Genomic DNA, 14,060 nt, shown 5'->3' with positions numbered 1-14,060 from the left:
TTTACTATTTTATGAGAAATTCATTACTATTTATTTTAAGCCTGTTCGGCGTGATTTGTTATGCCCAAAGGGATTTAAGTTATACCAAGGCAGATTTTTTAAGGGGTAGTATTACCCCCGAACGTGAATGGTGGGACTTGAATTATTACCACCTTGATATCGAGGTCGAACCTGACAAAAAATTTATTTCCGGTCAAAATACCATTCGTTACAAGGTCTTAAAAGAAAATAACGTGATGCAAATTGATTTGCAGCCTCCGATGAAAATCGACAAGGTTATTAGCGAAGGCGAAGAATTGACCTATAAAAGTAGTGGTAACGTTCATTTGATTTTGCTGAATAAAGAACAAAAGAAAGGGGATTTCAATGCGTTGACCATTTTCTATTCAGGATATCCGAAAGAAGCAGTTCGCGCTCCTTGGGATGGCGGCTTTTCATGGAAAAAAGATAGCAATGGTAATCATTTTATTGCCACTTCATGCCAAGGGCTTGGTGCCAGTGTATGGTGGCCGAATAAAGACCACATGTATGACGAGGTCGATAGTATGGCCATCAGCGTCAAAGTGCCTAAAGCACTCATGAATATTTCAAACGGGCGCTTGCGAAAAGTGGAAGAGGATACCACTACCAAAACCTATCACTGGTTTGTCAATAACCCCATAAACAATTACGGGGTCAATGTGAATATCGGTGATTATGTCCATTTTGATGAAAAATATATGGGTGAAAAAGGGGAATTGGATTTGGACTACTATGTACTCCCAGAAAATTTAGAAAAAGCCAAGGAACAGTTCAAACAAACCCCAATGATGCTCGAGGCCTTTGAGCATTGGTTCGGCCCCTACCCCTTCTATGAAGACGGGTTCAAGCTGGTTGAAGTGCCCTATTTGGGTATGGAACATCAGAGCTCCGTCACCTACGGCAACGGATATGAAAACGGCTATCGTGGAACTGATTTATCGGAAAGCGGATGGGGACTCAAGTTTGACTTTATTATCATTCATGAGGCAGGCCATGAATGGTTCGCCAATAGCATTACGTATAAGGATATTGCCGACATGTGGATTCATGAAGGGTTTACTGCGTATTCAGAAAACCTATATGTAGATTATCACTTTGGAAAACAAGCTTCGGCAGATTATGTAATCGGCACCCGCAAAAGAATTCAGAATGACAAGCCTATTATCGGGCGGTACAATCTAAACAAGAAGGGCTCAAGTGATATGTACTATAAGGGGGCCAATATCTTACACACACTTCGACAATTGGTTGAAGATGACGATAAATGGCGTCAGGTATTGCGCGATATGAACAAAACATTTCACCATCAGACCGTAACGACCCTGCAGGTTGAATCGTTTCTTTCAAAAGCAACCGAAAAAGACCTAACCGCTTTTTTTGAACAGTATTTGAGAACAACAAAAATTCCAACTTTAGAATACAAGATCAAAGATGGGAAACTAAAATACCGTTACACCAATATTGTCGAAGGTTTTGATATGCCTGTTCAAATCAAAATTGGCGACAGTGAAAAATGGATTTTTCCTTCCGCTAAGTGGAAAACAGAACCTGTAAAAGGGAATTCGCTTCAGGTGGACCGTGATTTTTATATTGAAAGTAAATCGCTGTAATGAAAATCTATTTCCCGCAATGGCAAGGTTCGGGCACGGGTACCATTATCGAACCAGGGGCAAAAACCATTTTAGACTATTTGGATGACGAAGAATTCGTTTCGGTACCATTATCGGAATTACCGGCAGGAAATAATCGGGAAAAACGATATGACATCAACAACTATGATGCGATAACCGAACAATTGCACCGCCTCAAAGAAACCATTGAAAGAGCAAATCCCCGCACGCTAAAAACTATAGGAGGGGATTGTGGATTGGAAATCGTACCGGTATCCTACTTGAACAAAAGGTATTCAAACATGGGGGTGATCTGGTTTGATGCCCATGCCGATATCAATAAGCCTTGCGACTCCCCGAGTTGTAATTTTCATGGTATGCCATTGAGAACATTATTGGGTGAAGGGGAAACAAAGATGTTCGGGCTGTTAAGTTCTACGATTAAAGCTGCACAAATACATTATGTAGGTTTGCGTGACATTGATAAAACGGAACAAACCAGAATAGACCAAGGAAATATTTATGCCCCTAGATTACTTGATGTCCCAACTTTGGTTCAAACGTTAAAAAGCAAAGGCATCAAACACCTTTACCTTCATTTTGATTTTGATTGTTTAGAACCGAACGACTATGCCAAAACCTATTATCAGGTTCCAGACGGTATAACGATTATGGAAGCCGAAACCTGCATTGCGGCTCTAAAAAAAGAATTTACCATTGTTGGTACCAGCGTATTGGAATCCATAACCACTTTACAAAAAGAACTACAACCAATTACACCTATTATCGATTTGCTAATGCGGTAGAACTTTCCCATTGGTTCACCTTCTATTTTAAACATTTTTCCGATAACAATCACTAACTTTCGTCTGCTTGGAAATTATTTAAAATGACCAAAACCATGAGGGTAAAAGTAGGCTTGGTACAAGATAGTCCTGTGTTTTTTGATAAGACAAAGACATTGGCAAAAATGGCGCATATCATTGAAACAAATGCTTCAAAAGGATATCAATTACTCGTTTTTCCGGAGTCTTTTGTTCCGGGCTATCCTCGAGGTTTTGATTTTGGGGCCAAAATTGGCAGTAGAACCCCAGAAGGCAAAAAATTATACGCGAAGTATTACGCAAACAGCATGTCTTTGGATGATGATGACATGAAAAAGCTCGTCAAACTTTCAAAACTACATCACATCTATCTTGTTGTAGGGATAACCGAAAGACAAGAAACCAATGGAAGTCTCTACTGCAGTATGGTATACATTTCACCGACTGAAGGAATTTTAGGAACGCATCGCAAGATAAAACCAACAGGTACCGAACGGCTTATTTGGGCGGAAGCCGACGGCAAATCACTGGTGACCTTTGATACTAAAATCGGAAAACTCGGTGGTCTTATTTGTTGGGAGAACTATATGCCCCTAGCCCGAATGGCCTTATTTCAAAAAGGAGTGGAAATTTACATTGCACCAACGGCCGACTCAAGGGAAGAATGGACAGCTACCATGAAACATATTGCTTTAGAAGGAAGATGTTTCGTATTGGGCTGTAATCAGTATTACACCAAATCAATTTATCCCGACCCCTATAAAGATTTGGTCAAAGGCGAACCTGAAGAAATGTGTGCAGGAGGCAGTGTAATCGTATCCCCACAAGGTAAAGTATTGGCAGGTCCTTTTTTTGGGGAAGCAGGAATACTTACCGCTGAACTCAATTTAAATGACATTATTGAAAGTAAGCTCGATTTTGATGTAAATGGACATTACGCTCGAAATGATATTTTTAAATTCAAAGCAAAAAATCAACCGGAAATCAAAAAGGAAAAACGTGACCTATGATAAACCTACAACCTAGGCTTGAAAACGACTTGGTGCTGGTACGCCCCCTACGAGTTGAAGATTTTGAAAAACTGTTTCAAGTGGCCAGCGACCCAGCAATTTGGGAACTTCATCAAAATCCCGATAGGCATGAGTTATCGGTATTCAAACAGTTCTTTAAAGAAGCCATTGCTTCTAAAGGAGCTTTTGTAATTGTAGATAAACTAACCAATACCATTATCGGTAGTTCAAGGTATAGACTAGCTGAACATTCTGAAGAAGCGGTAGAAATTGGTTGGACCTTTCTTTCAAGGGATTATTGGGGTGGGCGATATAACAAATCATTTAAAACCTTACTCATCGATTATGCCTTTAGGTATTTTGACTATGTACTTTTTCACGTGGACCAAAACAACTTTCGTTCACAAAAAGCGGTTCAAAAACTGGGGGGTACCTTAATCGATAAAAACGGACCACTACGTCATTTGCATACTGCTACGAAAACAGGATTGACCTTTGTTTTAATAAAAGAAGGAATCGCTTAGTACCATGACAATTGATTGCTCAAAATATTTGACAAGAAAGAAGTATACCTTATGAAGGCCGCAGTTTTTGAAAAGTTTCAAGGGAAAATCGCCGTTCAGAACGTACCTGACCCGAAACCCAATGACGCTGGGGTCGTCGTTAAAGTATTGGCAACAGGTTTGTGCAGAAGCGACTGGCATGGCTGGATGGGTCATGACCCTGATATCGTATTACCCCATGTACCTGGGCACGAATTAACGGGAATTGTTGTGGCAAAAGGAAAAAACGTCAAAAAATTTTCCCTAAATGACCGTGTGACCGTACCCTTTGTTTGTGGCTGTGGAACTTGTGAACAATGTGCGACCAATAACCAACAAGTTTGTGACAACCAATCGCAACCCGGTTTTACACATTGGGGGTCTTTTGCTGAATATGTGGCCCTTGACTATGCAGATACCAATTTGGTCAAATTACCAGATGAAATATCAAGTATCACGGCAGCTACCCTAGGGTGTCGTTTTATTACCTCATATCGCGCAATTGTTGCCCAAGGCATGGTATCTGAGGGAAAAACCATTGCTGTTCACGGGTGTGGCGGGGTAGGGCTTTTAGCTGTCATGATTGCCCATTCCCTTGGCGCGGAAGTCATCGCCATAGACATCAATACAAAAAACCTAAACCTGGCCAAAGAGTTGGGTGCCAGTTTTACGATTAACCCATTAGAGACCAATGTGGTCCAAGAAGTAAAAGAATATACCCGTGGTGGTGTCGATGTGTCCTTAGATGCCTTGGGAAGTGCAGAAACCTGTTTCAACTCCATCGCCAATCTTAAAAAGAGGGGGAGGCATGTTCAGGTTGGACTGGTGACAGGCAATCACAAACACCCAAAAATTCCAATGGATCTAGTGATTGCCAACGAATTGGAGATTGTGGGCAGCCACGGCATGCAAGCACATAAATATCCTGAACTGTTGGCCATGATTCAGCGAGGTGAATTGCATCCTGAAAAATTGATAAACCGAACGGTTTCATTACAGGAAGCTACCCAGCTTTTGCCCCAGATGAACGCCTTTGAACACCATGGTGTCTTGGTGATTGATTCTTTTTAGTCTCGGACGTATTCGCAAAATAGCTAGAGGATTGCTACATTTAAGGGTAAACAACCCTTTTCAATGAAACCACAATACCTCGTCAGTACCTGTCTCTTCATGCTAATAATAGGTTTTAACAGCCATTGCTTTTCCCAAAAGCTAGATTCTGAGAAGTTGGATGCAATTACCGAAAAATATACTTCTGCTTCTTTTCCATTGCTAAAAGAATTGCTGAGCATACCCAATGATGCTTATTATCCCGAAGACATTGAAAAAAATGTACAGTGGTGCGAGAAGGAATTTGCGAAACGAAGCTTCACTACCACAAGAATACCCACGGCAACCGTTCCCCTTCTGTTAGCAGAGCAAAAACATAAAAGGGCAAAAAAAACGGTACTCATCTATCTACAAATTGATGGGCAACCGGTAGATACTACCCGATGGTTTCAAGAAAGTCCGTATGCACCGACCCTCAAAAAGAAAAATGCCAATGGGGATTGGGAAGCATTACCATGGCAAAACATAGCAAACTATGACGATGATTGGCGGGTATTCGCCAGATCCGCAAGCGATGCCAAAGGGCCTGTGGCCATGTTTTTAACTGCGTTGGATGCCATAAAATCAAGTGATGTAACGCCAAATTACAATATAAAGGTCATTATGGATTTTGAGGAAGAGTTGGGTTCACCCCATCTTCCAGAAGCGGTATTAAAAAATACCGAATTGTTAAAAGCCGATATGCTTATCATTTTTGATGGCCCCAGGCATATTACCAACCAGCCCACACTCACTTTTGGGGCTCGGGGCATTGCCACGCTACAGCTAACGACCTATGGACCCAATGTACCACAACACAGTGGCCATTTTGGAAACTATGCCCCAAACCCGGCCTTACGACTTTCAAAATTATTGGCATCCATGAAAGATGAAGAAGGCCGAGTTACTATTGATGGGTTTTATGATGGGATTTCCATCGATGCAGAGACCGAAAAAATTTTAAAGGCAGTTCCCGACAATGAGGCCCAGATCAAGGCCCGTCTTCAGGTTGCGGAAACGGATAAAGTGGGTAGTTATTATCAAGAGGCCATTCAATACCCGTCCCTCAATATTCGTGGAATGCAATCAGGATGGATCAATGAAAAAGTACGAACCATAATTCCTGGGTGGGCCCGAGCGGAGATTGATGTGCGATTGGTCTTAGAATCCAATCCTGAGCGTTTGATACGGCTAATCAAAGAACATGTTGAAGATCAAGGATATTTAGTCTTAAATCGGGAACCTACCAAGCAAGAACGCCTTGAACATGCCAAGATCGCTACTATTACCTATGAAATATCGTACCAATCTTTTCGAACCGATTTCGACTCAGAGGTCGGACTTTGGTTGACCAAAGCACTTCGAACCGCCTTTGGTAAAGAGCCCATTCGCATTCGAATGAGTGGAGGTTCCATACCCATAGCTCCTTTTGTGACCACTTTAAATATACCAGCAGTTACCGTACCCACGGTCAATCGAGATAATAACCAACATAGTCCCAATGAAAACCTACGATTGGGTAATTATCGGGAAGGCATTAAAACCATGATTGCCATTTTAGCCGAAAAGTTATGATCTCGTTCGAATGTTATACACTTTAACCATGAGAACTCCTTTTTCCCAAAGGCTTATCAATTAAAGGTTGCATTGACCAAGGCCACTACCGAAGGCTCTTTTCCCTCTTCCATCTTATAGGAGATATAAAGGTCTTTTTTGCCCGTAGTTTTTTCATTTAGCTGTAATATGGCTGCTCCTCCAGGTTGCGTGGGTTGTGGCTGTGACATACTTCCTGATGCGATTACCGGACCATTCGCATCATCTAAACGAATTTCAAAATCATAACCTGCTTTCGGAGCTTCTTGCCACCCTAGGGTCATCATAACCGATTGCACCCCGGTCAAATCAATTTCCTCCAACAGAAGTCCACCCTCAGCTGCAGTGAGCAATTGTAGATCCATTCCATTGAATTGAACGGCTTGCATGCCTTCTGTTTTGGTTTTCTCAGGAAACGTTACCGTATTGCTTGACAATGCTATGGATTTTGAACCTGTTAGCGGGATAGCTCCTTCGGCCCCGACATCGGTATAGCTTGCCGTTATGACCATCATCTGGCCTGGATTGGCCTCTGCCTTTATGCTTCCCTTTGTAGGCAACGATTGTTTTTCTGAACCATCATCCACTAAAGACAAAATATACGTTGCTATTTGTCTTGACTCGTCAGAAGTCACATTAGGATGCGCAGGCATCATAACTTCTCCCCAAACCCCGCCGCCACCTTCGACGATTTTCTTTTGCAGATACCCCAAGGCATCTTTTTGGCCCTTATATTTTTTAGCAACCTCCAAATAATTTGGTCCGATGGAAGCTTCTGCTTCTTTGTGACATGTTTTGCAATCCATTGCTTGGGCCAAGGCTTTACCCGTAACTGCAGCCGAAACTTGTTGGTGGCCTAGTGACATGGCTGCCTTGTCCAACCCTTCCAAATAATCGACACTCACATAGATGTCTTTTTCATTGATGCTTTGGTCTTTATCTGAATCGGTTACTGAAACCTCATAGGCAACTTCTTGACCGGGTACGAAAAAAGAGGAATTTCCCCCTACCAAATCAATCGTAACTTCAGGCCTGCTGTTGCCCGCGACCACCATGACCGATTCGCTTTTGGCAGTTTCACCCCCATCATCACTTACGCTTACAGAAATACGGTAATCGCCCGCCTCATCGTAGGTATAGCTTATTTCCGGAGTAGTCGTTTCTTTGGTTTCGCCATTCCCAAAATCCCATACGTAACGCATGGTATCCTTTTCGCGATCGCGGGCCTCCACCTTTGCGACAATCTGCAAAGGTAACTGACCCGAGGTCTTATCGACGACCATATGATCAATAAGTGGCGGCCTGTTTCCGCCGTTAAACTCAATATACCCCAGGCCAGAATCATCATTTTTGGTAAACCAACCACTACCGTATTCCAATAGATAAATCTTACCGTTGGGGCCAACCTCCATATCCATAAGATTGTTCACTTTAATATCTGAGGCAAAAGGTTCCATTTTATTGAAACTACCATCTTCATTCAAATGAACGGCCATCATCCAGCCACGCATCCATTCATAGATAATGACCTTACCATCATAATAACTAGGCAATTTTTCAGTACCTAAGTAAAGGTCTGAGTAATACGTTGGTCCAGCCATGGCATTTCGACCTCCAGAACCTACCTGGGGAAAGTCTTGTATCTCGGCATAGGGATAATACACAAATGCCGGTTTAGCCGGGGGAAGCTCTTGAAGCCCCGTATTGTTTCTAGAATCGTTTATGGGTTTCTTGGCATCAAAGGCCCTACCTGATTCCCCGGTTTCATAATCATACGCCCTGTAGGCCTTGTTATCTGCTATGAACATCGGCCATCCAAAATTACCAGGCTCACGGGCTTGGTTCATTTCATCATAACCCCTTGGCCCTCTTGTTTCTAGACTATCAACCCTAGAATCGGGTCCGACATCGCCCCAATACACATAACCCCGTTTAACGTCCACAGAAATACGATACGGATTGCGGTGGCCCATCGTGTAGATTTCGGGACGTGTTTTTTCGGTACCTACGGGAAATAAGTTACCTTTTGGGATATCATAACTGCCATCTTCATTCACTTTGATACGCAATATTTTGCCCCTTAAATCATTGGTGTTGGCAGAAGACCTGCGCGCGTCGAATTGTCGGTGGCCGGGCACATCATTTAGTGGGGCATAACCGTTATTGACATATTTGACCTCTTTCTCGTTAAAAGGAGTTGAATTGTCACCTGTAGAGAGGTATAATAATTTCTCAGGTCCGAAAGCTATAGAGCCCCCGGTATGGCAACAAATTTCACGCTGACTGCCGACTTCTAAAATGATTTGTTCCGAAGCCATGTCAAAAGTATCATTGGTGAACTTAAACCGTGATAACCGATTGATTTCGGCATCTCCAGTTGGGGCATAATACACATATATCCAATTGTTCGTTTCAAAATCAGGGTCTTTTTGAAGCCCCATTAAGCCTTCTTCAGCATTTACGCCTGGGGTTTTCAGGGTTTTATGATATACATCAAATTTCGCGACTTCGGTCAGTTCTTTCGTAGCATCCTTATAAAGCAAGACCTCTCCCCTTCTTTGGGCAATCAATACATCACTATTCGGCAAAACCGTCATCTCAGTGGGTTCAAAAAGCTGCCCATCAACCAAGGTCACTTTAGAAAACCGATCTACCTCTGGTGGAATTTGGGATGTTACCAGACCATAATCCAATTCAGTATTGGCTCCAATGGCATATTGAATTCCGCCCAACAAATGTTTTAGAAATAACTCTTCTTGAAAACTTTCATCGGTATGGCCTGCACCTGTGTAAAATGCGCGTCCCCCATCAAAATCATGATACCACGCTATGGGATGGAAACTTCCATTCTCCCCACCTTCATAGGTAGACTCATCCAAGGTCATCAATACATTGACATCTTCATTGATATTCTTGTAATTATAGAGTTCATCTGTTCGGTGCCAAATAGAATCAGTAAAGAATTCAGTGGCCCCGAAATTTTTATCCTTTATGATAAAGTCTGCTTCGGGAGTCCCCGATGGATGGCTTAGAAATTGGGCGCCGACCAATTTATTATACCATCCCCAATCGTATTCGGTATCTGCCGCGGCATGTATGCCTACAAAACCGCCTCCCGCTTGTATATATCGCTCAAAAGCGGCCTCTTGATAATGGTCGAGAATATTGCCCGTGGTACTTAGAAAAATAATGGTTGAATACTGTTTTAGATCCTCATCGTTGAAAAAGGCAGCATTTCGGGTCGTATCCACTACAAATCCATTTTCCTTTCCTAGTTTTTGGATTGCGGCAATACCTGCAGGAATTGAAGCGTGTTTAAACCCCATGGTCTTTGAAAAAACCAATACTTTTGGTTCTCCGGAACGTTTTTTATCACAGCTATTTAGTAGGATCAAAAATGAAATCAAGGTAAGGGCGGTGGTAAACAGTTTTTTCATTGGTAGTAGAATTGATAGTACTCAAAGCTATCAATTAATCTTGATATTTTAGAACTGTTCTTAACTTTATGACAAGGTTCGACATATGACACAAATTACAGCACACTATTTTGAGAACGATTCAGCCTGGCGAAAATGGTTGCATGAAAACCATGCAACCTCAAAAGGAATCTATCTTATTTTCTACAAGGTTGACCATCAAATGCCCAGTATGCGATGGGAAGAGGCAGTGCGGGTCGCACTTTGCTATGGTTGGATAGATAGCACGGTGAAAAGTCTGGGAGATGGCAAACGCAGACAATACTTTTGCCCACGAAAAGCTAAAAGCGTTTGGAGTAAGGTAAACAAAGACCATTTGATTGAATTGGAAAAAGCAGGACTTATTCACGAAAGTGGATTCCATGCAATCAAAATAGCCAAGGAAAATGGTTCGTGGGCTGCTTTGGATGATGTTGAGAATGGAATCATACCGAAAGACCTACAAGAGGCTTTTGATCAAAGCCCCAAGGCCTACGACAATTATCAAAGTTTTACCAGAGGTCAACGAAAAAGCTATCTATACTGGCTAAATCAGGCCAAACGGGAAGCGACCCGTCAGAAGCGAATTGCAGAAATTATAAAGCTTTGTGCGCAGGGCGTAAAATCACGGAGTACTTTTTAAGGTTATTCCACTTCTTTTAAAAGCTCTGCTATAGAACGTTCCAATTGCTGGTCAATACCTTTATCAATGACATCGGGCATGTTTTTTACTTGAATCATTGGTGCTGTCTGATTGTTCTCCATCCACTCCCCTGCTTTATTCCTGGCACTAACGGGAACAACCCCCCATCTACCGCCATCAGGCAACCGTTCCCAACCCGCAAAACTACAGGTACCCGGTACGGGCATACCTACCGTTTTACCTATTTTTAAATCCGTATAGCCACTGGCAAAACAATGTCCATCACTGTACATGGATTCATTGAATATGGCAAGGGTGGGTTTCGTCCATCGCGATGTGGGTTCGCCACCAACTTGACGATCTTCCGTTTCGTAGGTAATAAAAGATTCCCCGGTAAAAAACATCGCCAAGTCGGCAACTAAATCACCACCCCCATTGAAACGGGTGTCTACGATGACCGCTTTCTTATCGGCAAATTTGCCCAACATTTGTTCGTAGATGTTACGATATGGGCCATCACTCATCCCTGGTATATGCACATACCCCAGTTGTCCATTACTCTTTGCAGCTACCTCTTTTTCATTCTGTTTTACCCAACGTTTGTACAATAACCTATTCTCTTGTCTTAGGGTAATGGGTTTTACCGTAATTTGTTGTCTTTTTTGGGTTTTGGGATCTACAATGTCAAGTAATGTAAATTGATCGGTCAAACGATTTAAATATTTCGCCCAGTCGGAATCAGCAAGTATCGTTTCACCATTTATTTTTTCAATGATACTGCCCTGAGTAATTGAAAATGCAGCCTTATCTAAAGGTCCACCTTTTATGATTTCGGCTATTTTGATTCCATTACCGGTATGCGTGTAGTCAGTAAATATACCTAAACTGGCAGTGGCATCCCCATTGGGGATATTCGTATTAAACCTACCTCCCGCATGACTTACATTCAATTCCCCCAATAGTTCAGATACCATTTCCGCGAACTCATACGAATTTCCTAAGTGCGGAATGTATTTTTCATATTCTTTACGCAACATTTCCCAATCTTGACCGTGAAAATTTGAATGATAGAAAATGGCATTGGTTCGCAACCATACGTGTTCGAACATATGCTGTCTTTCGGCATCGGTATCCAACTGCATTTCAGATTTCATTTTAACGGGCTTGGTCGATGCCCCACCCAAATCAACTTTTGAAATGGTACCATCCTTTAATAAAAACAGGTTTTCTTGCTTTGCGTCCCACTGTAAACTTGCCCTTCTCGCGCCAAGGGAAATAAGCATTTTGGTCTTTTTAGTGCGCAATTCGGTCTCCCAAAGGTTCATGTTTTTTTCAAAACGTGCGAGATAGTAAAGCTTTTCGCCATCTTTTGATAATACGGCATCACCAAGGCTAGAAGAGTGTATGGTCAATCGGGCTTTACGCTCGTTTACATCATCCCAATCAAATTGTAACGGTTTAATTTTGGTTTCTTCTTCTTTATCGGCGTTCTTTTTCTTTTTTGAAGCAGCGTCATCTTCAACTTTCTTTTCATCATTTTTTTCCTCCAAAAGCTTCTTCAAATCAAAGTCTTCTTTGGTCATGTTGAATTTATCCCAACTTTCTTGGGTCAAAAACATACTATACACATCGCCCTGAGTTCTACCACTTGTGGCGTAACTTTTGAGTCCGTCACGATTGCTGAACCATAGAATCTGCTCTCCTCCATTGACCCATTTTGGCAGGTAATCGTAATAGCCACTTTGGGTAAGGTTCATTTTTTTGGTTCCATCGGCAGACATTACTAAAATCTCACCGTTACTAAGTGTAGCTCCCCATCCTATTACCAACCATTTGCTATCGGGGCTCCATTTAAAATATTTGTCACCGTCTTGAAAATGATACAATTCTTCAGGTGTCAACATGGTTATTTCCTCCTTGGTTTTCAGATTCAAAACTTTGAGGGTCCTTCGATCTTCGATGAAAGCCATATATGTTCCATCCGCCGAAAACTCGGGCAAGTAACAGTCCACATCTTTTTGCAATAGCACCTCTTCCTTCAATAAGGTGGCAGCAAAAAAGTAAGGCTCTTCACTTCGAACCTTTGAGGTTTGATAGATTCGCCACTTGCCTTCACGTTCACTGGCATAGGCAACTTTTTTTCCATCTGGGGTAAAACGAACAAAACGCTCTTGCTCAGGGGTATTGGTCAAGCGTTTTGTCAATCCGCCCTCAACCGCGGTCACAAATACCTCACCCCTAGCGATAAAGGCGATTTCTTTTCCGTTTGGCGAAATGGCCATTTCACGTACCCCTGCGTTAATCGAAATGTATTGGTCGGTATTTGCTCCGTTCTGCGTTCTAACAATGATTTCAACTTTTTGCGGCGTTGCCCCGTCCACCATGGTGTAGATTTCACCATCGTAACCAAAGGCCAATGTTCCATTTCCATACGATAGGGAGCGTACGGGATGGGTCTTTAATGTGGTCAGTTGCTGATTCTGTGAAGGATTGTCCAAAGCAAAGCGATGCACATTGAAATTACCACTTTCCTCACTTAGATAATACACCGTTTTTTCATCTTTGGATAAGACTGGATTTCTATCCTCACCTTTGAAAGAGGTCAACATACGATGCTTGTCCTGTGTTTTGTCGTAAAGCCAAATATCACGGGTGATGGAAGAAACATGGTGCTTTCTAAATTCATTTTCATACCCTTTTTTATCGTGATACAGCAGAAAGCTGCCGTCAGCACTTACCTGAACGTCTTGCGCGGGAACGGTTAAGACTTGACCTACACCACCAACATTTGAGGCCACTTCATACAGTTCGGGCTGCGCGCTTGTCGGATATTGCCTATGGGCAACGGCATCTTGACGGACGGCACCAAAAAGCACGGTGGCATCATCATGTGCAAAGGTGTAGGGCACCTCATCGGTACTATGAAATGTCAAGCGTTGGGCCTCACCGCCCAAAGCATCCATTACAAAGACATCAAAATTACCGTACCGATCTGAGGCAAAAGCAATACGTTTACCGTCTTTGCTCCAAACCGCTTTATAATCGTGTGCTTTATGAAACGTAAGCTGTGTAGCCGTGCCACCGGCAGTAGCTACCCGAAATAGATTTCCTTTGTAGGTGAAGACAATAGCAGAACCGTCGGGAGAGATTGAAGGGTACCGTGCCCATTTTGGATTGGTTTGGCTTATTAAAAAAGTGGTAAATAGAAGGGATAGCGCGAATGCAAGACTTCTCATGCGTTTCTGGTTTGATTTAGCCCTGAAAGATAGTGAA

At 42.4% G+C, this 14,060-nt stretch carries 9 protein-coding genes; 7 read left to right on the top strand and 2 right to left on the bottom strand.

Translation table 11 applies throughout. The annotated features are described in order from the left end of the window. Positions 1–11: 11 nt before the first annotated feature. The 6 genes from AACM45_RS00795 to AACM45_RS00770 all read left to right on the top strand — a co-directional run bounded on the left by AACM45_RS00795 (position 12) and on the right by AACM45_RS00770 (position 6,671). Positions 12–1,631 (top strand): M1 family metallopeptidase, encoded by a 1,620-nt coding sequence (locus AACM45_RS00795; protein ID WP_339140157.1) that lies wholly within the window; start codon positions 12–14, stop codon positions 1,629–1,631. Beyond that, the gene (locus AACM45_RS00790; protein WP_339140156.1) at positions 1,631–2,437 is read left to right on the top strand and encodes an arginase family protein; all 807 of its coding nucleotides are present in this window, start codon (positions 1,631–1,633) and stop codon (positions 2,435–2,437) included. The genes AACM45_RS00795 and AACM45_RS00790 overlap by 1 nt, the downstream gene beginning before the upstream one ends. A gap of 95 nt (positions 2,438–2,532) precedes the next feature. Next, positions 2,533–3,465, top strand: a complete 933-nt coding sequence (locus AACM45_RS00785) for a carbon-nitrogen hydrolase family protein (protein WP_339140155.1) — start codon at positions 2,533–2,535, stop codon at positions 3,463–3,465. Continuing rightward, positions 3,462–3,989 (top strand): GNAT family N-acetyltransferase, encoded by a 528-nt coding sequence (locus tag AACM45_RS00780; RefSeq protein ID WP_339140154.1) that lies wholly within the window; start codon positions 3,462–3,464, stop codon positions 3,987–3,989. The genes AACM45_RS00785 and AACM45_RS00780 overlap by 4 nt, the downstream gene beginning before the upstream one ends. A gap of 15 nt (positions 3,990–4,004) precedes the next feature. Further along, on the top strand, positions 4,005–5,078 hold the full coding sequence (locus tag AACM45_RS00775; protein WP_339140153.1) for a zinc-dependent alcohol dehydrogenase family protein: 1,074 nt from the start codon (positions 4,005–4,007) through the stop codon (positions 5,076–5,078). A gap of 63 nt (positions 5,079–5,141) precedes the next feature. Beyond that, positions 5,142–6,671: a M20/M25/M40 family metallo-hydrolase gene (locus AACM45_RS00770; protein ID WP_339140152.1), complete on the top strand. Its 1,530-nt coding sequence runs from the start codon at positions 5,142–5,144 to the stop codon at positions 6,669–6,671. Between the two features lie 56 nt (positions 6,672–6,727). Here AACM45_RS00770 and AACM45_RS00765 read toward each other — a convergent pair whose 3' ends face one another. Continuing rightward, positions 6,728–10,126: a ThuA domain-containing protein gene (locus AACM45_RS00765; protein ID WP_339140151.1), complete on the bottom strand. Its 3,399-nt coding sequence runs from the start codon at positions 10,124–10,126 to the stop codon at positions 6,728–6,730. Between the two features lie 85 nt (positions 10,127–10,211). On the opposite strand from AACM45_RS00765, the gene AACM45_RS00760 reads away from it, so the two are divergent. Beyond that, complete coding sequence (locus AACM45_RS00760; RefSeq protein ID WP_339140150.1) at positions 10,212–10,787, top strand: YdeI/OmpD-associated family protein; 576 nt, start codon at positions 10,212–10,214, stop codon at positions 10,785–10,787. Positions 10,788–10,789: 2 nt separating this feature from the next. On the opposite strand, the gene AACM45_RS00755 is transcribed toward AACM45_RS00760, so the two are convergent. Continuing rightward, complete coding sequence (locus tag AACM45_RS00755) at positions 10,790–14,023, bottom strand: S41 family peptidase (RefSeq protein WP_339140149.1); 3,234 nt, start codon at positions 14,021–14,023, stop codon at positions 10,790–10,792. Between the last annotated feature and the right edge of the window lie 37 nt (positions 14,024–14,060).

The organism is Croceitalea sp. MTPC5 (genome assembly GCF_036985505.1).
GTDB lineage: Bacteria > Bacteroidota > Bacteroidia > Flavobacteriales > Flavobacteriaceae > Croceitalea.
Note: the sequence above shows the minus strand (reverse complement) of the source record. Positions and strands in the feature narration are given on the sequence as shown.

Excerpts from the sequence above, each read along its gene's own strand:
- AACM45_RS00795 (WP_339140157.1), top strand. The coding sequence starts at position 12 with ATGAGAAATTCATTACTATTTATTTTAAGCCTGTTCGGCGTGATTTGT.
- AACM45_RS00790 (WP_339140156.1), top strand. The coding sequence starts at position 1,631 with ATGAAAATCTATTTCCCGCAATGGCAAGGTTCGGGCACGGGTACCATT.
- AACM45_RS00785 (WP_339140155.1), top strand. The coding sequence starts at position 2,533 with ATGAGGGTAAAAGTAGGCTTGGTACAAGATAGTCCTGTGTTTTTTGAT.
- AACM45_RS00780 (WP_339140154.1), top strand. The coding sequence starts at position 3,462 with ATGATAAACCTACAACCTAGGCTTGAAAACGACTTGGTGCTGGTACGC.
- AACM45_RS00770 (WP_339140152.1), top strand. The coding sequence starts at position 5,142 with ATGAAACCACAATACCTCGTCAGTACCTGTCTCTTCATGCTAATAATA.
- AACM45_RS00765 (WP_339140151.1), bottom strand. The coding sequence starts at position 10,126 with ATGAAAAAACTGTTTACCACCGCCCTTACCTTGATTTCATTTTTGATC.
- AACM45_RS00760 (WP_339140150.1), top strand. The coding sequence starts at position 10,212 with ATGACACAAATTACAGCACACTATTTTGAGAACGATTCAGCCTGGCGA.
- AACM45_RS00755 (WP_339140149.1), bottom strand. The coding sequence starts at position 14,023 with ATGAGAAGTCTTGCATTCGCGCTATCCCTTCTATTTACCACTTTTTTA.